Source organism: Mangrovivirga cuniculi, from assembly GCF_005166025.1.
In the GTDB taxonomy this organism is placed as follows: Bacteria; Bacteroidota; Bacteroidia; order Cytophagales; family Cyclobacteriaceae; genus Mangrovivirga; species Mangrovivirga cuniculi.
The window spans coordinates 1,242,702-1,265,794 of the sequence record NZ_CP028923.1; the positions used below are offsets into that span (position 1 = coordinate 1,242,702).

A 23,093-nucleotide genomic window follows, 5' to 3' on the forward strand; every position below is an offset into this window, starting at 1 on the left:
AAGATATACCCCGAGACAGAATAAAAAAAGGCAGTCCTTTAAAGACTGCCTTTATTCGTTTTAACACTTTTTCTGCTATAAGCTTTTGTTCTCAAGATCTAATAGAAAAGCATATTCCAGTGCCGTTTCTTTTAAGCTTTCAAATCTTCCTGAAGCCCCTCCGTGCCCCGCTTCCATATTGGTTTTGAGTAAAAGAAGGTTTTTATCTGTTTTATAATCCCGCAATTTCGCTACCCACTTGGCAGGTTCCCAATATTGTACCTGGCTATCATGTAATCCGGTTGTTACAAGCAGGTTTGGATAATCCTGCCTTTTAACCTGATCATATGGTGAATAAGAAAGCATATACTCATATGAATCTTTGTTTTTAGGATTACCCCATTCGTCAAATTCGTTTGTAGTCAACGGGATACTTTCATCCAGCATGGTTGTAACAACATCGACAAATGGTACTGCAGCAACTACTCCATTAAAGAGTTCCGGAGCCTGGTTAATGACAGTACCCATTAGTAATCCACCGGCACTTCCACCCATAGCATACAGATGTTCAGGACTAGTATATTTTTCTTCAATCAGACCTTTTGCTACATCCACAAAATCATTGAAGGTATTTTGCTTTTTAAACATTTTACCTTCTTCGTACCACTCCCTACCTTTGAGTTGGCTACCTCTTACATGTGCGATAGCAAAACAGAATCCTCTATCTAAAAGGCTTAATCTGGCACTACCAAAATAAGGATCGATTGTATTCCCATAACTACCATAACCATATAGTAGTAATGGTCCGTTACCATTCTTTTTATATCCTTTCTTGTAAACTAATGAAACTGGAATTTCAACACCGTCACGAGACTTAATTGAAATTCTCTCAGTTTCATAATTCTCTTTGGAATATTCACCTACTACCTCCTGTTGTTTTATGAGAGTTCTTTCGTTGGTCTCCACATTATAATCGAAATGAGAGAATGGTGTTGTTAGAGAGCTGTAATAAAACCTGAGTACATCAGTATCGTAAACATCATTTGAGCCGATCCCGGTGATGTATGCATTTTCATCAAATTTTATCTCGTATTCTTTTTTGGTCTTTTTATTCCTGACTTTTAGATGAGTCAGACCATTATACCTTTCTTCAAAGACCAGATGATCTTCAAAAACCTCCATGTTTTCTAATAAAACATCTTTTCTATGTGAGACCTCTGTGTTCCATTGATCAATATCTGATCCGATTTGAGAGGTAGACATCAATTTGAAGTTCAAAGCATCCTTGTTAGAGATTATCCAGAATTTATCCTGATCAGGAAAGATATTATATTCATGACCGGGAGTTCGTTTCGTGAATTGTTTGAATTCACCTTCAGGATTATTTGATTTTAGTAAATGGTAATCGCTTGTTGTCGTGCTGCTATTCCATATAATGATATATTCACCCGTTTTTTCACGGTAAACCCCTATATAAAATGACTGATCTTTTTCCTCGTAGACAAGCTCATCATTTTGTTCATTAATGTTGTGCCTGTATACTTTTTCACTTAGGAGGGTTTCGGTGTTTTTTGAGGTGTAAAAGATGTTTTCATTATCATCAGCCCAGGCATATCCCGGTGATGTGTTGGCAACAGTTACCGGGAGTAATTCTCCCGTTTCTAGATTTTTAATGTATAAAGTGTACAATCTCCTGCTTACTGTATCTGCTCCAAATGCTAATAATTTATTATTTGGACTTACTTCTAATCCCGCTACGTTAAAATATTCATGACCTTCTGCCATTTTATTGGCATCGAGGATAATTTCTTCCTCAGACTCGAGGGTTTCTTTTTTTCTGCAATAGATTGGGTATTCCTTATTTTCTTCATATCTGCTATAATACCAATACCCATTACTTTTAATAGGAGCAGACTGATCCCGTTCTTTGATCCGGCCTTTCATTTCCTCAAACAGGCTATCCTGAAGCTCGTTAGTATGAGCAAGTAAATTATCTGTATACTCATTCTCTGATTCCAGGTAGGCAATTACCTCAGGATTTTCTCTGTCGCGTAGCCAATAATAGGGGTCCACACGGGAATGTCCGTGAATAGTCAGGGTTGTGTCTTTTTTTTCTGCTTTAGGTGCACTCATTTCTTTTTCACTATTTTCTTTATTATTGCATCCTGTCGCTATTTGTAATAGGACAATAAGAAACGCTAAACTTAAACTATAGCTGATAATTTTCATGGTTGATAAAATATTATTCTGATTTTATTTGAAGATAAATCAAATATGGTATGGGAACAATAGGAGAACCTGATATTCCAACGTTATTTAGCGATTTAGACCTGGCGATTCCAACTTGCTCAACTTTTATTCCTTCAACAACTAAACCTTTCGAGCTTAAATATTCATAAATAGGTGCATAAGCACGTGATTCGTGGATCATTACTCCGATTGCCTCATAATCATCGAGAAATGGCTTTTCATCCAGATCTAAATAATGATTAGCTAATCTTTTGAGTACATCATTAAATTTTTCCGGTTTATCTATTTGAATAGTTTTCACTTTCAAATCACCACTTTCAACAGCAGTTTCCCACATTAAGCTAAATGTAGGAATTTCATTTGCCAGATTTAAGCTATCCTTTTCACTTGCATCTATTTTATATTTAGCATGATCAAATTTCTTGGTCGAATCATTTTGATGTAAGTATAGAAATGATTGACTACTTTTTCTCTTTACACTGTATAGCTCATCGCCTACCAGGGAGGCTCTTTGCACCTGACCATACATAAGTGTTTGAAAAGCAAGCAAGATAAAAGCAAGTAAGATTCTCATTGTATTGAAATTAAAAAATGAAAGGCAATTTAAAGTTTTATTTTAATTTGCACCTATTATATTTCAATGTCGAAAGATAATACTTTTTTAATATTACTTACATAGAGGTTACTTTTTTGATTATTCCAATATTTTATATAAAACCCTCATAGGGAAATAACATTCAATTAGTATGAAAACAAAAGCAATTTTTTTAGGACTTTTTCTACTTTTTAGTATATCAGCATTTGCACAGGTAAAAGTTCATGTTGGTGCTACGACCACTGGTCAGATGAATTTTGTTTTGGATAAAGGATTAAAATCTGATCCAAGATACGTTCAAACCAACGATGTGAAATTTGCCCCGATTGGTTTAGCATTCGGAGTTGATTTAACTGATAATTTCGGGTTGCAACTGGAGTCTATTTACTCTATTCAGGGAGCTTATTACCAGGTAGTGGATATATATGAAACAGTTCAGGGGTACCGTGATTTCGAAGCAAATTATATTCATCTTCCGATGCTTTTTAAATTTATGAGTGCTTCAGCTGACAGGGCAAGATTTAATTTTATGATCGGTCCGCAGCTTTCATTTTTAACATCCGGAAGCGAACGATTACAATATGATGCTTCACAATATTATATTCCTGAAGGGGTAACTCCTCCCGAAGGAGCTGAGCCAGTTCCGGGAGAGGATTATTATGATGTTCCTGCAACAGATGGTGAGATAGTTTTATTTACCACAGAAGAGGAGATCGTAAGAGAATTTAAAGAAGCTGAATTCCAAATTGCTGCAAGTATGGGATTTGACATTGATATCGCAAGAAACTTATCAATAAGTACCCAACTAAGAATGAACTATGCTATTTCTGATTTCAGAAATGAGGATTTCATTCAGTACATGCAAGATAAAAAGTATGATGAGCTTTATGAAAGAAGATCATCTCTACTTGTTGGTGTTCAGATTGGTGTGAATTATGTTTTTGGTGGAACCAGGTTCTTTACCAGATAAATAGAAAATTGAAGGAGTCTTTTTTTAAGGACGTATACGAAGTAGTGAAATTAGTGCCTCATGGGAGGGTAACTTCCTATGGGGCTATTGCTAATTACTTAGGAGCAAAATCATCCGCCCGGATGGTTGGCTGGGCGATGAACAGTTCCCACAATATACCCGATGTACCAGCTCACCGGGTAGTAAACAGAAATGGAATGCTCACAGGCAAGCATCATTTCGACACTCCTACTAAAATGGAAGAGCTTCTGACCGTCGAAGGAGTAAAAGTTTCAGATGACAAAATTATTAATTTCAAAGAGGTATTCTGGGATCCTTCTTTAGAGTTGATCTGATCTTACCTCACTTTCTATATTATTTTGCTCTGAAGACCAGTCAGTGATTAATAAAAGTCCGATAATTGTAAGGAATCCGTTTATTAAAAGCCTTTCAAATCCAATTTCATAACCATCGAAGATTTCAGGTGAATATTCTACCAGTAAATAGGTTAGTATGGGAGCTATTATAGCTATAACAGGCACTAAATATTCCTTCGACAATTGTTTCTTAATGAAAAGGCCATAGGCAAAAAGTCCTAATAGAGGCCCATATGTATAACCTGCAGCATTAAATAATTCTTTTATAACATTGTCTCTTTCTATCTCATTGAAGACCAGGATTACCACCAATAAGATTGTTGACATCCCAATATGAGTAAGGAGTTTTATCCTCTTCCTTTCCTTTTCAGGATACTGTTTTATATCGAGAAAATCGTGACAGAATGAAGTAGTAAGTGCTGTCAGCGCTGAATCCGCACTGGAATATGCAGCTGCTATTATACCAAGCATAAATAATATTCCTGCTGCTGAGCCTAAATTATTTAGTGCTAAAAGGGGATAAAGATCATCTGTATCTTTTGGAATAGGGATACCATTTTGCTCCGAATAAATAAATAGTAATGCTCCGAGACTTAGGAAGATCAGGTTTACAAAAATAAGAACAACACTAAACCAGAGCATATTTTTTTGTGCGTCTTTCAAAGATTTACAGGTCAGGTTTTTCTGCATCATGTCCTGATCCAGCCCAGTCATTGTTAATGTAATGAAGGCTCCTGCAATAAAGTTTTTAAGCCAGAAATTCGACTCATTTATATCGGTTTCAAACCATTTGCTGTATTCAGAATTGTCGACGTTGGAAACAATCTCTGATAGACCCCAACCCATTTCATTACCTATAATTATTATTGTCACCGACACGGCCAATAACATGAATAATGTCTGAAGAGTGTCTGTCCATACCACTGTTTTAATTCCACCTTTTAATGTATAAACCCAGATCAAGGCAATTGCAACAGTCACTGTTACTCCAAAAGGAACTCCCCAATGGTCAAAAACTGCTAATTGAAGAACTCCGGCGACCAAAAATAATCGAAAAGAAGCCCCGATGATTCTGGATATTAAAAAGAATCCTGCTCCTGTTTTATAACTGTAAAAACCGAACCGTTTTTCCAGGTAGGTATAAATTGAAACTAAATTGAGTTTGTAGTAAAGTGGAAGTAAAATAAAAGCAATAGCAATATATCCTGCCAGATATCCAAGCACCATCGCCATGTAGGTAAATTCACTCGAACCTACCCAGCCTGGAACTGAGATGAAAGTAACTCCTGAAAGCGAAGCTCCAATCATGCCAAATGCCACCACATACCAGGGAGATTGCCTTCCGGCAGTAAAAAAAGTTTCTGTATCAGCCTTTTTTCCGGTTAACCGGGCAATGATAAAAAGCACTAAAAAATAAAGAGTAATTATGATTGCTACAGAAGTGGCTTCCATGCTGTTCTATTTCATTTTTTAAAACTAAAATGTCATAAAGCTGTTAAATTAAAGTGAGAAAAACTATATAATTTGTAATTTCGCCATAAAATTAAATTTGAATTAACCATGAGATTTTCCCATCAGGAAGAAACGCTTGAAGAAGTATTGGAGGTGGTCACTGACCAGTCTGAACGGAATTTGATGGTGTATAACGATGACTTTAATACTTTTGAACATGTGATCAATACGTTGATCAAGGTATGTAAACATAACCCGACACAAGCTGAACAGTGTACCTATATCATCCATTATAAAGGTAAGTGTTCTGTAAAGCAGGGTACATATGAAAAGTTAAAGCCCATGAGAAATTCGATCAGAGAGGCTGGTATAGACGCTAAAATAGTTTAAGAAAAGCTATGGAATACCCTTCTAAACTGATCGAAAATGCCGTTCTGGAAATTTCCCGACTTCCGGGAATAGGTAAAAAAACCGCTTTCAGACTTGTAATGCATCTTTTAAGAACTGAAGAGTCAGCTTCAGTCAGCTTAAGTGATGCCATTATTAAATTGAGAACTGAAACGAGATACTGCAATAAATGCGGTATGGTCAGTGAAGATACTTTGTGTAAATATTGTTCATCAGCTAAACGAGATCATTCGCTTATTTGCCTGGTTGAAGATATTCCGGATGTAATTGCTATTGAAAACACAGCTCAGTTTCAGGGAGTTTACCATATTCTTGGAGGATTAATATCTCCGGTAAATGGCATTGGGCCCGATGACCTTCGTATTAAGGAATTGTTTGATAGAATTGATAGTAAAACGAATGCTGTAAAAGAGGTGATTTTGGCATTAAGTCCGACTATGGAAGGAGACACCACATCATTCTATCTTAATAAAAAGCTTTCAGAGAAAGGAATTGAAGTTTCGACAATTGCCCGGGGAGTTCCTTTAGGAGGAGAGCTGGAATATGCTGATGAATTGACCCTTGGAAGGAGTATCGTGACAAGAACAAAATACGATTAAGCCCCTTAATTTTTATTTTTTCAGATCTTTGATTAAATAATTTCCCTTCTTTATTAAAAAAAATGCAAAGTATTAGGTCTGAATCATTCATGGTTTTAATTTTGGACATCAAATATTTTAAACCTAGATCATTATGGCAATAAAATTGGCAGACCGGGTAACTTCAATGGCAGAATCAGCTACACTAGCTATGGCTGCAAAAGCCCGGGAATTTAAAGCGAGAGGAATTGACGTAATCAGTTTAAGTCTCGGCGAACCTGATTTTAAAACACCTAAGCATATACAAGATGGAGCTAAAACTGCAATTGATAGCGGTAAATATTTTGGCTATCCTCCGGTAAATGGATATGCTGACCTTCGTGAAGCAATTGCCAATAAGCTTAAAAATGAAAATAGAATTGAAACCACTCCTGAGCAGATAGTAGTTTCAAATGGTGCCAAGCAATCCCTGGCCAATTTATTTCAGGCAATTTTAAATCCAGGTGATGAGGTGATTATTTATACTCCTTACTGGGTTTCTTATGAAGCTTTGGTGAAGTTAGCGGGTGGAGAGCCGGTTTACATTACCGGAGAACTCGAAAACGAATATAAAGCATCAGCTAAGCAACTTGCAGATGCTATCACAGATAAAACTAAGGCAGTAATTTTTTCATCTCCTTGTAATCCAACGGGATCAGTGTTTACAAAAGAAGAACTGACAGAAATGGCAGATGTTCTAAAAAAACACCCTGATGTAATCGCTATTGCAGATGAAATCTATGAATTAATAAACTATACAGGTAATCATGTTAGTCTGGCCTCATTGCCGGGAATGGTTGATCAGACTGTGACTGTCAATGGATTTGCCAAAGGATTTGCTATGACAGGATGGAGGGTAGGGTATCTTTCTGCGCCTTTACATATTGCCAAGGCATGTAGCAAAATTCAGGGACAATTAACCAGTGCTAATTGTTCGATTGCTCAAAGAGCCGCTCTCACAGCAATAACAGAAGATCTTGGCCCGTCTAAGGAAATGGCAAATGAATACTTAAGACGACGAGACCTTGTGTTAGAGTTATTGAATGAATTGCCAGGCTTTAAAAATAACACTCCAAAAGGGGCATTTTACTTTTTCCCTGATGTTTCGTATTATTTCGGAAAATCTGATGGAAATACTACAATAAATACTTCGTCTGATCTTGCAATGTATATTCTTGAAGAAGCAAATGTATCGACAGTAGCAGGAGAAGCCTTTGGCCTTCCAACTTCTATCAGGTTAAGTTATGCTGCTTCTGAAAGTGAATTAAGAGAAGCAATCGAACGAATCAAAGTTGCTTTAGCTAAATTGAAATAATGGATTATTCATCAATAGACGACATTTTAAAAGCTTTTTCCAAACTAAAAGTGCTGATCATCGGTGATGTGATGATCGATGCTTATACATGGGGAAAAGTTGACAGGATTTCTCCTGAGGCTCCGGTTCCGGTAGTAAATGTTTCCAGAAGAGAAAAAAGACTTGGAGGGGCAGCAAACGTTGCGATGAATATCAGGGAACTGGGAGCAACTCCGATCCTTTGTTCAGTAATTGGAGATGACACTGAAGGAGACGAATTTTTACACTTACTCAAGGATAATGATCTTCCCGATCAGGGGATAATCAGAAGTAAAACCAGGATGACAACAACTAAGCTAAGGGTGTTGTCGGGTTCGCAGCAAATGATGAGAATAGATCATGAAACAGATACACCCCTGGTAAACCTTGAAGAGCAGAGCCTGATCGGACATATCAAAAGATTAATTGATAAAGAGGTTGATGTAGTTATTTTTGAAGATTACGATAAGGGGACAATTAACGAACACGTAATACAGGAAACTGTTGATTATGCCAAATCCAGAAATGTCCCCACAGTAGTCGATCCAAAGAAAAGAAATTTCAACTTTTATAAAAATGTAACTCTGTTTAAACCTAACCTGAAGGAACTCAGGGAAGGATTACATCTTGAGTTACATGGTAATAACCGCCCTGAAGTAGATAAAGCAGTAAAAGTACTGAGAGATAAACTTAACGCAGAATCAGTGCTTTTAACTTTGTCAGAACACGGAATCCATTATAATGCTAATGGAAGATCTATATACCTGGATGCTCATTACAGAAGAATTTCTGATGTTTCCGGTGCAGGAGATACTGTTGTGAGTATAGCTGCATTATGCCTGGCATTAGGTCTGGACCCGGATACTCTGGCAGGATTGGCTAATTTGGGGGTGGTATTGTTTGCGAATATCTTGGTGTAGTGCCGGTTGACAGGGACAGACTGAGAGAAGAGGCATTAAAAAACAACATACCTTCATAGCGTGTTTAAATCTCTGATAGACAGGATAAATACAATTCTTTTTGATAGTAAGGACGCTGTACTTAAGGCAGTCGGTGGCCTTGGTAGTGTTGCATTCATTGCCGGATTTAGCCTTCTGATTTACCTTCAGGGATTTGACTTACCGGTAAATGCTCAAAAAGCACTGGCATTCTGGCTCGAAGTTGTCTTTGGTGTTTTTATTTTCACATTCGCTGTTAAACTTCTTTATAATTCTGAAAGAAAGCAATTTTTAAGAGCCAATCTAATAGAGTTTATAATGCTGTTCCTGATACTGTTGAACGGTGTTTTTAATTTATTTACGGAAGCCAGTTTACTACAGCGTATTTATCGGTTTTTTGGAGAAGGAGAGTATTTTGAATTCTATAAAAAAGTCTTTTCTCTCTATTTATTGATAGTCCTGCTGATCGAGTTTGTCAGGATTATAGAAAGTATATCACAGATTAATGTTCGACCAGCGGCATCATTTATTATCAGTTTTCTGATGTTGATATTCATCGGATCAGGATTGTTGATGCTTCCATCGACGACTGTTGGCACTGATTCGATGTCTTTCATCGATGCACTGTTTACTGCAACTTCGGCAACATGTGTTACAGGGTTAATTGTTGTTGATACGGCTACTTATTTCTCATTTAAAGGCCACCTTGTAATCCTTGTTCTAATGCAGTTAGGTGGAATAGGCATCGTTTCATTCGCAACTTTCTTTAGTGGATTGCTAAGACATGGAGTAGGAATAAAACAGCAATCATTAATCCAGGATCATCTGAATTCTGATTCCCTGGCATCAGCAAAAGACCTTCTAAGAAGAGTTGTGAATTTTACTCTTCTCATTGAGCTCATAAGTTTTGTAATGATTTATACATCATGGGAAGATGATGCTATTTTTTCATCCGTTGGTGAAAAGGTTTTCGTCAGTTTCTTTCATGCTGTTTCTGCTTTTTGTAACGCCGGGTTTAGCTTATTTACCAATGGACTATATAATTCGACGGTTGTAAATAGCTATGCCATCCATGTGATAGTTATTTTAACTGTTATTCTTGGTGGATTAGGTTTTTCAACTTTACAAGATCTGTTTTCAATTAAAAAGCTTCGTGACCGTCTTAATAACCCGTGGAAAGATTGGGAACTGGGAACTAAAGTGGCTGTTTATATGGCTGCCACCTTATTGATATTTGGGATGGTCATGTTTTATATTCTGGAGCGAAACAATACTCTTCAGGGTATGAATTTCATGGAGAGTATGATCACCAGTTTCTTCCAGTCGGGTACTACCAGAACCGCTGGTTTTAATACAGTTGACATAGCCTCTTTAACCATGCCAACTATATTTATTTTTGTTTTCCTGATGTTTATCGGTGCGTCTTCGGGATCAGTTGGTGGAGGTATTAAGACGAGTACATTTTTTATCATCGTTCAATCGGTGATTGCAACCATAAGAGGTAATAAAAAAGTAGTGATCAATAAATTGTACATTCCTAATAGTACGATTTTCAGGGCGTTATCGACTTTTGTCTTCGCAGTTGTTCTTAATCTTATCGGCGTTTTTGTTTTATCAATTACAGAACCTGGGGCTCGATTGGAGCAAATAATGTTTGAACAGGTGAGTGCCTTTGCTACCGTTGGTTTATCGATGGGGATCACACCTGAATTATCGATGGGCGGAAAAGTGATGATAATTATTTCGATGTTCCTGGGTAGGGTAGGAACATTAACTTTTGCGCTGGCACTAAGTTTCAGAGGATGGAAAGATACTGCCAGGTATCCTAGAGCATCATTAATGGTCGGTTGATGTCCTGGTTCAGATTACCAGCCAACGGCTTTTAAAGAAGAAGCTGTTATAATAGTCACGCGTATTGCTTTGCTACGCACGCCAGGGGAGTATTTAACAGTTTGATCAAAAATTATCTTTTTGGTAAAACCACTCACACAATAAAAGATGAAAAATAAACCAATTAGAAAATTATTTTTAATAGTAATAATTTTTAGCTTATTCTCCTGCGAGAGAAGAAAGTCACTATATATCTATATTTCTAATGAAAGTTATGATCAAAAAGAGGTCCCAATCAATGTATTCATTGATGATAGTCTGTATATAGAAGATACAATTCATTTTTCCATAGTTTCGAACAATTTTGACTCATATGTATTTAAAATAGATAATGGTGATCATGAAGTTAAGGTTGTAACAGATAATCTAATTGAAATTAAAGAAATAGATTTCCCCAAGGAAAACTATTTAACAATTTTATATAGATATAAACTATTAGGACAAGAGGGAAGGGAGTTTTATAAAAACTTATATGGTAAAGACCACGGTTATGATACTGTGTTAAATCCAAAGCAAATATTAATTGGAATTGAAGAAAATCAAGACCATGTAATGTATTAATAGCTTCCTTGCTGTTTGAAGTGTTCCGCAGGACAACTTCAAACTATTAATGAAAAGCAGGGATTGTATCTCGGGCATTTAAGAAAGTTGTCTGAACTAGGATTTTTATGATTGATAGGATGATAGGATAGCAGATTTAGTTGGGGAATAAATTAAATTCGAGACATACTATTATCAATAAAACTGCCTAATAAAAAGACTCCAAATCTCAATTTTTCCGTCTTTTCGAACGTATTTACTGATGAGCGAGAGCGAAGTCAGTATGTGAGAAATCTGTTTCATGAGAAGGTAGATATATAGGATAAGGGTCTGCACTATACAAACAGATCTCTCCTTTCGTCGAGATGACGCGGTGAGTTTTGGCTGCTACCTTTAATAGACAGATCAATTCACAGCCAAAACTTCTATATATCCCTACTATTCCAAGAATACGCGTAAGTAAACTTGGGAGGTCCTTCACAGGTTCAAAATTGATCTTGAACCACTTTGTCAGAATCAAGATTTTCAGGATTCAAGGATTAACAAGATCAAAACATAAAATGAAAACCATCAGATTTTTCTGAGGCGCTTTTATTTGATATTCGGCATTTATCATGAGTTACTCCTACCTCATTATTTATGATATTGTCAAAAAACTGAACTACATACATTAAGTTTGCTTAACGACGACGGTACAAGAGAATTCTTGCACCAGGGGAGGGCTCTTAAAAGGAGAAGCTGTTATTATAGTCACGCGTATTGCTTCGCTACGCGCGACAGAGTACCGGCAGGGTATCCTGAAGCATCATTAATAGTCGGCTGATATTCTGAATCAGATTACCAGCCAACCATCAAAATTTTATTTCTGTGTATAACTTTTTACTGTTTCAATAAAGACTTTTACCTTTTCAGGATCTGTGTCCGGGTAAACTCCATGACCAAGATTAGCTATGTGTCGAAGTCCTTTGAACTGATCAAGCATCTTGATCGTTTCAGCCCTAACCTCACTAGTACTTCCGTACAATGCACAAGGATCTAAATTTCCCTGGAAAGTCATATTAGGACCTGCCATTTTTAATGCAAAATCAACCGGAGTATTCCAGTCAAGGCCTAGTGTTTCACAATTTAATTTCCCGAGTGAATGCAAAGAAAAATAAGCTCCTTTTGAGAAAACAGTAACTGGTACCTCATCGATCGAATCTACGATCTGTTTAATGTATGGCATTGCAAATTCCTCGTATTGATCAGGGCTTAATATTCCTGCCCATGAATCAAAAACCTGGACAAGATTTGCTCCGGCATTTACTTGTTCTTTTAAATATGCTTTAGTGCAATCTGTGATAGATTGTAGTAGCGCATGAGCAGTTTCAGGTTGAGTAAAAAGCATTTTCCTTGCCTTACTAAAAGTTTTTGATCCGCTACCTTCTACCATATAGGCCATAATAGTCCATGGAGCACCTGCAAAACCGATCAAAGGCACCCGATCATTTAACTCTTTCTTTGTTATTTTAATAGCTTCAATAACGTACCCCAGCTTATCAGACATATCAGATGTCGATAACTTTTTGACGTCATCCATATCAGAAATGGTCTGAGGAAAAACAGGTCCTCTTTTTTCTACCATATCGTAAGGAAGTCCCAAAGCTTCAGGGATAACTAAAATATCAGAGAAAATGATCGCAGCATCTACATCAAGGATATCAACTGGTTGAATAGTTACTTCTGCAGCTCTTTCAGGATTTTTGACGAGGTCTACAAAACCATTCATTTTTGCTCTTACTTCTCTGTATTCAGGTAAGATTCTTCCTGCCTGTCTCATTAACCAGACAGGTGTTCTTTCTACGGGCTCACCTTTGGCAGCCCTGATTAAAAGGTCGTTTTTTAAAGCCATGTGCAAATATACATAAATCCGACCCGGCTCTGCATAACATTAAATACCATAATCCGTAAAAATTTATCTAGTTTTGCATAAACATTAACCCAATAGTAATATGAAGTTTCTTTTTGACTCATTTGAATCCTGGAAGAACCATTGTCTTGAAAATGACATTTCGGTTTTCCAACCTGTGATCGATTATGAAATCGAACAGAAAGGTAAAAAAGAAGAGCATATCTGGGATGGTATGCAAAGGGCTTTGGATGTAATGAGAGATGCTGTGAATTCAGGTCTGACCAAGGATATGACCAGCCATTCAGGGATGGTTAATAATGGAGCTAAAAAAGTCTATAAGTCTGAAAAGCATGTGTTAAACAAAGGGTTCACTGATATGATCTCACGTGCTTTAGCCGCAAAAGAGGTAAATTCCTGTATGGGGAAAGTGGTGGCTGCTCCAACGGCCGGTGCCTCAGGAATTATGCCGGGAGTTCTGAATACTCTTCAGGAGGAACATGGAATCTCTGATAAAAAGATAACCGAATGCATGCTGGTATCGGCAGGGATAGGTTTGATAATTGAAAGAAATGCAGGTATAGCAGGTGCTGTTGGTGGATGCCAGGCTGAAACTGGAACAGCTGCAGCCATGGCAGCCGGGGCAATTGTACATGCTTTTGATGGGACAATTGATCAGATATTTAATTCTGTAGGTATTACCATTCAATGTATGCTCGGACTTATATGTGATCCGGTTGCAGGTTTGGTGGAAGTGCCTTGTATTGTTAGAAATGCCAGTGCTGCAGCTATTGCACATTCATCGGCTCAAATTGCCATTGCAGATATGGATGCTGTAATCCCTGTAGACGAATGCGTTATGGCAATGGGAGAAGTTGGCCAAAGCATGGAAGACAGGTATAAAGAAACAGCTCTTGGTGGCTTAGCCAATACACCTACAGGCAGATCGATCTCTAAAAGAGTATTGATACAGGATATTGAGATGCTACCGGATGAAGATAAAGATGAGGATTAAGTAAAATACTGAAGATCAGGGATTATAAATCTGAGCGCAAATGTTATTGTTGCAGACCAGAATAATGCAGAAACCAGCATTGAAGGGATGATCTTTTTAGGGGGAGCTCCTACGGCATTAATCAAAAGTGCTCCACCGATAGGGGTGAAAATAAGGGGGTTAATAATGACACTCCCCAAATTCCGTATTTTGACCAGACTTTTACAAATTGGCGACTTCTTTTAGAGAATTTTTTTCGGGTTTTCTTTTTGTTCCTCTTAGCCTTGTACTCTTTGATTTTTTCACTTAATACAGTAATGATAATTACCGTAGTCATCATTCCGAAAGCAGTTAACAATACAGTTTCTATATAAGAGAATCCCATTGAAGTTCCAGCTACGGGACCAAAAATGAATTTCACCATGCTGCTGCCAAACACTATCAAATACTTTGAAATTTCTTCTATCATTTTTTGTTTATCAGTGTAAACTCTTTGTTAAATAATAAGTGAAAAAGAATGAAAAAAACAGGAAGTTTTTTCAACTCAACTTAAGATGATCTTCATTATATATTTAACCGAAAAAAACGGGATTATGTTTTGGGTCCGAAGGATAAATCTCCTGCATCACCCAGCCCCGGGACAATATATGAATCATCATTCAAACCATCATCAATTTTTCCCAGATATAAAGAGTAACCAAAAGGCAGATTTGCATTGAGATATTTAACTCCTTCCGGGGCAGCGATCACTGAAGCGATATGTAAAGATTGCCAGGAGCCAAAGTCAGCCAGGTGTTCTACAGCTTCGACCATCGATTTTCCGGTTGCCAGCATCGGGTCAATAACAATGACATCTCTGTTTGACAAGTTTGGTAACGCTGCATATTCTCTTTTAATTTTTATTTCTTCGTCGGTTTGTTCGACTCTGTACTCACCGATAAATCCCATATCAGCATCATCAAACATATCCATGAATCCATCGAGCATGGGCAGGCCGGCTCTTAAAATGGTTATGATTACAGGGGGTTTGCTAAGTTTATGACCAACTGCCGTTCCAAGAGTAGTTTCAATTGTCTCCTCAGCATAATTAAGATTCTTAGATACTTCGTAGGCTAACAGAGCCCGACTTTTGATAAGTTTGCTCTGAAAACAGGGCGATTTTTTTGAATCTCCGGGTTTCGAAGATTACCAAAAAAACGATCAGCAATTGATCTTTTATCTGTAAGTACAAACATGTGCGTAAATAAATTGGCTTTCGAGTTTCGAGTTAACAAATTTAATCATTCCATCAAAAGGATGTACAACTATTTAAAAAAATGCATTTTTGCCTAATGTATCAGACATTAAAAGATTTATGCGAGGTATTTGCTCCGTCGGGCGACGAAAGCAGGATGAAAGATTTCTTACTTGATTATATAAGTAAAAATCAATCAGAATGGGTTGTGCAGCCGGAAATTATCGCTGGTGATGAATGGCATGATAATGTTATTCTGGTTTTTGGAGAACCGAGAACCGCTATTTTTGCTCATATAGATAGTATAGGTTTTACTGTCAGGTATGAAAATCAATTGGTACCGATTGGAGGTCCGGATGTTCAATCAGGATATTTTCTCAGAGGAGAAGATTCTAAAGGTGAAATACTCTGCCGATTAGAGATGAATAAAGAGGGGAATTTATTTTATCATTTTGGCAGGGCGATAGATCGTGGTACTAACCTGGTTTTTGAATCCAACTTCAGAGAGACAGATGAGTATGTTCAAAGCTGTTACTTGGACAATCGACTGGGTGTTTTAAATGCGCTCAAAGTAGCAGAAACTTTAGAAAATGGAATAATTGTTTTCTCAACCAGGGAAGAACATGGTGGGGGTGCGGTTCCCCAGGTAGCAAAATTCATTTATGAAAAATATGGAGTCAGGCAAGCCTTGATTTCTGATATTACCTGGGTTACTGATGGTGTACACCATGGTAAGGGAGTGGCGATATCAATGAGAGACAGAGGACTCCCCAGGCGCACCTGGCTAAATAGAATCTTAAAATATGCTACTGATTCAGGTATCGCATATCAGCTCGAGATAGAAGGTAGCGGATCAAGTGATGCAAGGGAATTGCAAGAGTCAGATTATCCTTTCGACTGGTGTTTTATAGGAGCGCCGGAAGACCATGTACACAGTCCTGAAGAAAAAGTATTTAAATTTGATTTTGAATCAATGATAAATATGTATCAATACTTAATGAAAAAATTATAAGCCATTATGAAGGTATTAGACAAGACAGCCACATTATACATGGAGAGTGAAAAGATCCAAACTAAGGTTAATGAGCTGTCTGAAGAAATAATAAATGAATATCAGGATAAGAACCCGGTTTTTCTGATAATTCTCAATGGTGCATTTATGTTTGCATCTGATTTGCTCAAAGAGACCAAAATTCCATGCGAAATCAGTTTTACCAAAGTTTCGAGCTATGAAGAAACCAAAAGTACCGGGGAAATTAAATCTTTAATAGGGATCAATGAAGACCTAACAGACCGTCACATTGTGATAGTTGAAGATATTGTCGATACTGGTAATACCATGAAATGGTTGCTAAATGAATTAAATAATTTAAATGTCAAATCAGTAAAAACGTGTGTGTTATTAATGAAACCAGATGTTTTTAAAGGTCAGTTTGAAATTGATTACCTGGGTTTTGAGATACCAAATGACTTCGTGGTTGGTTACGGAATGGATTATAATGGCCATGGAAGAAACCTGCCCGACATCTATCAATTGGATTAACCTGTAAAATAGTCTTAAACTTCAGGGATAGTTTTTATATTTGCTCTTTATTATCCCTAAATGCAAACAAAAAATATATCATGCTTAATATAGTCCTGTTTGGCCCTCCGGGTGCCGGAAAAGGTACGCAAAGTGCCAAATTGATTGAAAAATACAATTTAACACATATTTCTACCGGAGATCTATTCCGTAAACATTTGGGAGAGGGTACGGAATTAGGTAAAAAAGCAAGAACATACATGGATCAGGGAAGATTAGTGCCGGATAGCCTGGTTATCGACATGGTCCGTGAAAAAATTAAAGGAGACGGGAAGGTAAACGGAATCATATTTGATGGCTTTCCAAGAACTGTCGCTCAAGCGGAGGCATTGGATGAGTTGATGGGTGAGTTAAATACAAAGATCGATTGTATGATAGCCCTCGAAGTACCTGAAGAAGAATTGAGAAACAGGATCATGGAAAGAGGTAAGACCAGCGGCCGTACAGATGATCAGGATTCCGAAAAAGTAACTACCAGGATTCAGGTGTACGAAAAGGAGACTCTTCCGGTGGCAGGATATTATAAAAAACAAGATAAATTCTATAGCGTAAATGGTGTAGGATCAATTGATGAGATATTTGATAACATCTGTTCCGTTATAGATGAGGTGAAATAAAACGACTTAATGTCAGGAAATAACTTTATAGATTACGTGAAATTCTGCTCCCGCTCCGGTCATGGAGGTCCGGGAGCTGTTCATTTCAGGAGGGAAAAGCATGTAGCTAAAGGAGGCCCTGATGGAGGTAATGGTGGCCGGGGAGGTCATGTAATACTCAGGGGTAACAGTCAGCTATGGACTTTGCTTCATTTGAAATATCGTAAACACGTATTAGCTGAAAATGGTGAACCGGGTGGTAGCATGAGAAGTTCCGGGGCCGCAGGTAAGGATGAAATCCTCGAGGTACCATTGGGTACAATAGCTAAAGATGATGAAACTGGAGAAGTACTGTGTGAGATCACTGAAGATGGACAGGAAGTAATTCTATCCCCCGGGGGAAGAGGTGGATTGGGAAATGAGAATTTCAAAAATTCAGTCAATCAAACACCGAGATATGCCCAGCCGGGAGAACCTGGAGAAACCAGGTGGGTGATTCTCGAACTAAAACTTCTTGCGGATGTGGGATTAGTAGGATTTCCTAATGCGGGGAAATCGACATTATTAAGCTCTGTTTCGGCTGCTAAGCCGGAAATAGCAGATTATCCTTTTACGACTTTGACTCCAAATCTTGGGGTAGTTGCCTACAGGGATCATCAATCATTTGTCATGGCTGATATTCCGGGAATAATTGAAGGAGCTGCTGAAGGAAAGGGCCTTGGACTACGGTTTTTACGACACATTGAGCGAAACAGTATGTTGCTGTTTCTTATACCAGTGGATGCTGACGATCTGAATAAGGAATATGAGGTACTTGTCGATGAACTTAAAAGGTACAATCCGGAATTATTAGATAAGCAAAGGCTGATTGCAATATCCAAAGCGGATATGCTTGATGAAGAGTTGATGAATGAAATGGAAGAAACTTTGAACTATGATGTACCATATGTGTTTATTTCTTCTGTAACAGGATATGGAATCCAGCCGTTAAAAGACAAGATCTGGCAGGTGCTAAATGCAGATCGCTGACAAATTGTCACAAGATAAGTCTTTGGCAAACTAATTGAGAAAAGTAAGCAAGATTATAAATATTAAGATATGGGTAATTCGCAAAACGAAAACAAGAATCAACAAGAACAGGAAGTGAAAGAGAAAAACCAGGAAGTGGAGAACGCTGTTGAGGAAAATGTGCAAAAAAGCGAAAACGAAGAGAACGAGGAAAGTAAACAGGAATCTCCGGAAGAATTATTAAAAGCGGAAGTCGATTCCCTCAACGATAAATATATTCGATTATATAGCGAGTTTGATAATTACCGTCGAAGAACAGCTAAAGAGCGATTGGAGATGGTAAAAACTGCCGGTGAGGATATTTTAAAAGATCTTTTACCAATAATGGATGACTTTGAAAGAAGTCTTCAGGCAATAAAAGATGAAAATCCTGACGTTGTGGCCGGGGTGAAATTAATTTATGACAAACTTGCAAGGTTATTAGACGCAAAAGGTGTGAAAGTGATGGAACTGGAGCAAGGCAGCGATTTTGATGCTGACTACCAGGAAGCAGTAACGGCAATTCCTTCACCTTCACCTGAACTTAAAGGCAAAATCGTAGATGTGATTGAAAAAGGATATATGATCGACGAAAAAGTTTTACGATTTGCAAAAGTAGTTATTGGATCTTAATTATGGCGAAACGAGATTATTACGAAATATTAGGTGTAGATAGAAATGCTTCTGAAGCAGAAATCAAGAAAGCTTATCGGAAATTAGCTATTAAGTATCACCCGGATAAAAATTCCGGTGATCCTGCAGCTGAAGATAAGTTTAAAGAGGCAGCAGAGGCATACGAGGTTCTAAGCAATACTGAAAAACGTGAACGATACGATCGTTTTGGCCATGAAGGCATGAAAGGTGGCGCCGGAGGTATGAACATGGATGATATCTTCTCTCAGTTTGGAGATATTTTTGGTGGAGGCGGCAATCCTTTTGAATCATTCTTTGGAGGTGGTGGCGGAGGCCGTACAAGAAGAAGAAAAGGTTCGAACCTTCGAATAAAATTAAAGCTCAGTCTTGAAGAAATGGCTACGGGAGCTGAGAAAAAGATCAAGGTTAACAGACTTGTGGCAGCAGATGGAGCTACATTTAAAACCTGTTCTTCTTGTCAGGGTACCGGTCAGGTCAGAAAAGTAGTTAATACGATGCTGGGACAGATGGTATCCAGCAGTACATGTCCGACTTGTGGTGGTAGTGGTCAGATAGTGGATAACCTTCCTCCAGGAGCAAACAGCCAGGGTCTTGAGCCAAAAGAAGAAGTTATTTCTATAAAAATTCCGGCTGGTGTTTCTGATGGCATGCAATTGTCCATGTCAGGAAAAGGTAATGAAGCGCCAAACGGCGGACCTGCAGGTGATCTTCTGATTTTAATAGAAGAAATCGAACACGATCACCTGAAAAGAGATGGTAACAATGTAGTTTATGATCTTTATGTAAGCTTTATTGATGCAGCTTTAGGTTCAGATGTGGAAATACCAACACTGGAAGGAAAAGTAAAAATTAAAATTGCTGCCGGAACTCAAAGTGGTAAAGTTCTTAGATTAAGAGGTAAAGGTATTAAAGATCTTAACGGATATGGTACCGGCGATCAGTTGATCCATGTAAACGTATGGACTCCGAAATCACTCACTAAAGATGAAAAGCAAGTTCTCGAAGATTTGAGGTCAAGTAATAACTTCAAACCTAACCCGGGAAAGAACGAAAAAGGGTTCTTCGAGCGCATGAAAGAATACTTTTAGCAAGAGATATGCTCAACAATTTAATCGGCAATCGTATTGAAAATACGGTTGCCGATTTTTATATTAGGGGGTTGTGCAACTAAATGAATAAAGCTTACGTTACTGTTAACGATGTGGTTAAGAGTTATTTTTTATAGTGTTATAGTCTTCTCAGCTGTGTGCGAAATTACCGCACAGGATAAGAAGCATCTTGATGTTGATCCTGAACCAGGAGCCAGATATGTGCGCTTTAATCTCACTTCATTGGAGGCGATCAGTTATTTAAAGCCATCACAAAATAACAAACCACTTAATCTTTATTTTATTTCCGATGATGAGAAAAGTCTTCCTAAACTTGAATCAAAAAAAGTAGGAGATGTTCAGGATGTAAATGTGATGCTTGAAAAGCCTGCACTTTCCAATAATGGGTTGTTAGGACTGGGGCTTTTTGGTACCAATAAATACCAGGAAAAATGTAATATGTACCTTAGCAGGGATCACAACTTCGAACTGGATCTCAAGTATGGTACGGGAAATGCATTTCTCGATCTATCCGGAATACCTGTCAGGAAAATGTCAATAACCTCCGGAAGTGCTGATGTATTTGTGAACTGCAATGAAAATACTCCTAACCCTACCTTTCTTGATACCTTGAATATAAAATCCGATTTAGGAAAGATCTACATAAAAAATCTTAATGAACTTAAAGCAAGGGTAATAAAGGCTAATATTAGTTTTGGAAGTGTCGAATTAGAGCTAAATAATAAACTTTTCAGCAATACTCATATTCAGGCCAGTCTCGGCGCAGGAAGTTTAAATGTTATTTGCACCAATCCTGAAATCCCTGTAAAAGTCGTAATTCAGGATTCACCCCTTTGTAAAATTAAATTAAACGATAAGTTTATTAAGGTTTCACAAAATACCTTTGTAAATCAGGCATTTCTGGACAGAGTTTCTCCAAATCAGTTTTACATCAGGTTTGACCTGGCAGTGGCCATGGGAAATATTTCATTTCAATAATCTCTTTCTGACGAATTAATTATATACTCGGTTTCGTTTTAAGTTTTTACTTTGTATATTATTGGTTATCAACCAAATATAACGCAAATAACCATGAAAAACTTATCTAGACTCATCGTGGCCATGATGATTATGGCCATAATGAACTCCTGTAACCTTCAGGAAAACCCTGTTCAAAAAAAGGAAATTGAAATTTCAACCAAAACTGAATTAAACTCTGTAATCGAACAATCATTATTGCAAGATGATGAGTTTAAATGGGATGAGTTATCAGACAGTGAACTTTACAGTGCTATTATATCTCATGACAGCATTGCGGTAATTGGATACCAACCATCAGAGAGTTCTTTTTCGAATTGGGAAGATTTTGACATCAAAGAAAGTGAATGGACAAAATCTTTAAATAATGTGATGCAAACTCTGGAGAGGGCGCACTTATCTGATGGAATCCAGATTCCGGAAGAAGGACTTCAAACGCAGAGTCATTCTACATTGCCTTTTTTAAAGGTAAAAATTTCATCTCCATCAGCTGTTACTATGCTCAGGCAGATGGGTGAAGTCAGGTATATTGAACCTCATACTTATTATTTTTCAGAAATTGCAGATGTTGACAGTGAAGAATATCGCACGATGGGTAAACTCGGGTGTGGGAATTCTCCTGATAGTTATTTGGAGCCTGCCGATTATGTATCAGCTTCACCTGCAGTAAAAGTATCGTGGAATTATTATACAAGTAATATACCACAAGCCTGGAATTTAACCACAGGTAAAGGAATCACGATCGGAATGATCGATACCGGGCTATCGCCTGACCAGGCCGGGCTTAATTCTCAATTTAATTCCGGATGGTCATCTGGCAGGTACTTGCGTAAATACGGCACTTATGTAAGCTCCTGGTGGTGGTGGGCCAGACCGGATGGGCCTAATGATAAATGTGGCCACGGTACTCAAATGGCAGGAGTTATAGCGGGCCAAGAGGAACTGTAGGTTCTTCAGTAGGTGTCGCTTATAATTCTAATTTTGTGGGAGTAAGAGGTACTGGTGATGTCGTGATTGAGGAAGGAAGAGAAAAAGATGGAGTGACAGATGCTTTAGTACTGCTAGGAAATCGATCCGATGTTAGGATTATCAGTATGTCTATTGGTTCTCCATTATCAAGTGGCCAGGTCGCAGATGGAATCAGATATGCCTATGCAAGAGGGAAACTGATGTTCTGTGCTGCAGGAACTTCTACTTCTTTTACGAATTGGTATGGAGTGATTTTTCCGGCAAACATGAGTGAGACAGTTGCTGTAACAGGAATTACAGATGCAGGCTACCAAAGATGTAGTAATTGCCATTCAGGTAGAAAAGTTGATTTCACTATTGTAATGCAGCGAGCAGGAGATAGTGGTAGAACTAGTCTTACACTTGCACAAAGTGGGTCTGATCCTTCAAGGGTCGGCGGGTCTTCAGTAGCTACAGCCACGACTTCAGGAATTGCCGCTTTAGTTTGGAGTACAAATCCTTCTCTTAGCAGAGAACAAGTATTAAATCGATTAACTCGTTCAGCAGATTTATACCCGTCACGTAGTAGTCAGTTTGGGTGGGGAACGATTGATGCTTATAAAGCAGTTACGATACAGTAAAATTAAAAATTCACCTTCAATATAAAAAAGCTGCCCTTCCAGGTAGCTTTTTTGT

The 23,093-nt window shown here is 37.8% G+C and carries 24 protein-coding genes; 18 read left to right on the forward strand and 6 right to left on the reverse strand.

The features are described from left to right. Window positions 1-75 precede the first annotated feature (75 nt). The gene (locus tag DCC35_RS05710) at window positions 76-2,208 is read right to left on the reverse strand and encodes a S9 family peptidase (protein ID WP_137089877.1); all 2,133 of its coding nucleotides are present in this window, start codon (window positions 2,206-2,208) and stop codon (window positions 76-78) included. Window positions 2,209-2,221: 13 nt separating this feature from the next. After that, a complete protein-coding gene (locus DCC35_RS05715) occupies window positions 2,222-2,803 on the reverse strand; it encodes a hypothetical protein (protein ID WP_137089878.1) in 582 nt (193 codons plus the stop codon). 172 nt (window positions 2,804-2,975) lie between these two features. On the opposite strand from DCC35_RS05715, the gene DCC35_RS05720 reads away from it, so the two are divergent. After that, on the forward strand, window positions 2,976-3,794 hold the full coding sequence (locus DCC35_RS05720; protein WP_137089879.1) for an outer membrane beta-barrel protein: 819 nt from the start codon (window positions 2,976-2,978) through the stop codon (window positions 3,792-3,794). Window positions 3,795-3,802: 8 nt separating this feature from the next. Next, a complete protein-coding gene (locus DCC35_RS05725; protein WP_246070156.1) occupies window positions 3,803-4,129 on the forward strand; it encodes an MGMT family protein in 327 nt (108 codons plus the stop codon). On the opposite strand, the gene DCC35_RS05730 is transcribed toward DCC35_RS05725, so the two are convergent. Then, window positions 4,115-5,602, reverse strand: coding sequence for a sodium:solute symporter (locus tag DCC35_RS05730; protein ID WP_137089881.1), 1,488 nt, complete (start codon window positions 5,600-5,602; stop codon window positions 4,115-4,117). The genes DCC35_RS05725 and DCC35_RS05730 overlap by 15 nt on opposite strands. Before the next feature lie 108 nt (window positions 5,603-5,710). On the opposite strand from DCC35_RS05730, the gene DCC35_RS05735 reads away from it, so the two are divergent. The 6 genes from DCC35_RS05735 to DCC35_RS05760 all read left to right on the forward strand — a co-directional run bounded on the left by DCC35_RS05735 (window position 5,711) and on the right by DCC35_RS05760 (window position 11,349). After that, window positions 5,711-5,992 (forward strand): ATP-dependent Clp protease adaptor ClpS, encoded by a 282-nt coding sequence (locus tag DCC35_RS05735; protein ID WP_137089882.1) that lies wholly within the window; start codon window positions 5,711-5,713, stop codon window positions 5,990-5,992. An 8-nt stretch (window positions 5,993-6,000) separates the two neighbouring features. Then, the gene (gene recR / locus DCC35_RS05740; RefSeq protein ID WP_137089883.1) at window positions 6,001-6,609 is read left to right on the forward strand and encodes a recombination mediator RecR; all 609 of its coding nucleotides are present in this window, start codon (window positions 6,001-6,003) and stop codon (window positions 6,607-6,609) included. 133 nt (window positions 6,610-6,742) lie between these two features. Further along, the gene (locus tag DCC35_RS05745) at window positions 6,743-7,942 is read left to right on the forward strand and encodes a pyridoxal phosphate-dependent aminotransferase (protein WP_137089884.1); all 1,200 of its coding nucleotides are present in this window, start codon (window positions 6,743-6,745) and stop codon (window positions 7,940-7,942) included. Next, window positions 7,942-8,880 (forward strand): bifunctional heptose 7-phosphate kinase/heptose 1-phosphate adenyltransferase, encoded by a 939-nt coding sequence (locus tag DCC35_RS05750; protein WP_317128991.1) that lies wholly within the window; start codon window positions 7,942-7,944, stop codon window positions 8,878-8,880. The genes DCC35_RS05745 and DCC35_RS05750 overlap by 1 nt, the downstream gene beginning before the upstream one ends. Window positions 8,881-8,940: 60 nt before the next feature. Continuing rightward, entirely contained in the window at window positions 8,941-10,749 is a 1,809-nt protein-coding gene (locus DCC35_RS05755) for a TrkH family potassium uptake protein (RefSeq protein ID WP_137089885.1), read from the forward strand. Window positions 10,750-10,896: 147 nt separating this feature from the next. Beyond that, a complete protein-coding gene (locus tag DCC35_RS05760; protein ID WP_137089886.1) occupies window positions 10,897-11,349 on the forward strand; it encodes a hypothetical protein in 453 nt (150 codons plus the stop codon). Between the two features lie 838 nt (window positions 11,350-12,187). Here DCC35_RS05760 and hemE read toward each other — a convergent pair. Continuing rightward, window positions 12,188-13,219 carry a uroporphyrinogen decarboxylase gene (hemE, locus tag DCC35_RS05765; RefSeq protein WP_137089887.1) on the reverse strand — a complete coding sequence of 344 codons (1,032 nt, stop codon included), beginning with the start codon at window positions 13,217-13,219 and terminating at the stop codon, window positions 12,188-12,190. Between the two features lie 100 nt (window positions 13,220-13,319). Between hemE and sdaAA the strand changes: the two genes are divergently transcribed. Continuing rightward, window positions 13,320-14,231, forward strand: coding sequence for an L-serine ammonia-lyase, iron-sulfur-dependent, subunit alpha (gene sdaAA / locus DCC35_RS05770; protein WP_137089888.1), 912 nt, complete (start codon window positions 13,320-13,322; stop codon window positions 14,229-14,231). A 121-nt stretch (window positions 14,232-14,352) separates the two neighbouring features. On the opposite strand, the gene DCC35_RS05775 is transcribed toward sdaAA, so the two are convergent. Both DCC35_RS05775 and upp read right to left on the reverse strand, forming a co-directional pair. After that, on the reverse strand, window positions 14,353-14,679 hold the full coding sequence (locus DCC35_RS05775) for a hypothetical protein (protein WP_137089889.1): 327 nt from the start codon (window positions 14,677-14,679) through the stop codon (window positions 14,353-14,355). A gap of 122 nt (window positions 14,680-14,801) precedes the next feature. Further along, the gene (gene upp / locus DCC35_RS05780; RefSeq protein WP_217495948.1) at window positions 14,802-15,344 is read right to left on the reverse strand and encodes a uracil phosphoribosyltransferase; all 543 of its coding nucleotides are present in this window, start codon (window positions 15,342-15,344) and stop codon (window positions 14,802-14,804) included. 197 nt (window positions 15,345-15,541) lie between these two features. Between upp and DCC35_RS05785 the strand changes: the two genes are divergently transcribed. The 9 genes from DCC35_RS05785 (at window position 15,542) to DCC35_RS20825 (ending at window position 23,038) form a co-directional block, all read left to right on the forward strand. Next, window positions 15,542-16,456: a zinc-binding metallopeptidase family protein gene (locus DCC35_RS05785; protein WP_246070157.1), complete on the forward strand. Its 915-nt coding sequence runs from the start codon at window positions 15,542-15,544 to the stop codon at window positions 16,454-16,456. Window positions 16,457-16,462: 6 nt separating this feature from the next. Continuing rightward, a complete protein-coding gene (hpt, locus tag DCC35_RS05790) occupies window positions 16,463-16,987 on the forward strand; it encodes a hypoxanthine phosphoribosyltransferase (protein WP_137089891.1) in 525 nt (174 codons plus the stop codon). Between the two features lie 80 nt (window positions 16,988-17,067). Then, window positions 17,068-17,643, forward strand: coding sequence for an adenylate kinase (locus tag DCC35_RS05795; protein ID WP_137089892.1), 576 nt, complete (start codon window positions 17,068-17,070; stop codon window positions 17,641-17,643). A gap of 9 nt (window positions 17,644-17,652) precedes the next feature. Then, window positions 17,653-18,651: a GTPase ObgE gene (gene obgE / locus DCC35_RS05800; RefSeq protein ID WP_137089893.1), complete on the forward strand. Its 999-nt coding sequence runs from the start codon at window positions 17,653-17,655 to the stop codon at window positions 18,649-18,651. Window positions 18,652-18,720: 69 nt separating this feature from the next. Next, complete coding sequence (locus DCC35_RS05805) at window positions 18,721-19,302, forward strand: nucleotide exchange factor GrpE (RefSeq protein ID WP_137089894.1); 582 nt, start codon at window positions 18,721-18,723, stop codon at window positions 19,300-19,302. A gap of 2 nt (window positions 19,303-19,304) precedes the next feature. After that, window positions 19,305-20,411 (forward strand): molecular chaperone DnaJ, encoded by a 1,107-nt coding sequence (gene dnaJ, locus DCC35_RS05810; RefSeq protein WP_137089895.1) that lies wholly within the window; start codon window positions 19,305-19,307, stop codon window positions 20,409-20,411. 156 nt (window positions 20,412-20,567) lie between these two features. After that, window positions 20,568-21,410 (forward strand): hypothetical protein, encoded by an 843-nt coding sequence (locus DCC35_RS05815; RefSeq protein WP_137089896.1) that lies wholly within the window; start codon window positions 20,568-20,570, stop codon window positions 21,408-21,410. Window positions 21,411-21,503: 93 nt separating this feature from the next. Beyond that, window positions 21,504-22,397 carry a S8 family serine peptidase gene (locus DCC35_RS21455; protein ID WP_217495919.1) on the forward strand — a complete coding sequence of 298 codons (894 nt, stop codon included), beginning with the start codon at window positions 21,504-21,506 and terminating at the stop codon, window positions 22,395-22,397. Beyond that, window positions 22,343-23,038: a S8/S53 family peptidase gene (locus DCC35_RS20825; protein ID WP_217495920.1), complete on the forward strand. Its 696-nt coding sequence runs from the start codon at window positions 22,343-22,345 to the stop codon at window positions 23,036-23,038. The genes DCC35_RS21455 and DCC35_RS20825 overlap by 55 nt, the downstream gene beginning before the upstream one ends. The last annotated feature ends 55 nt before the right edge of the window (window positions 23,039-23,093 follow it).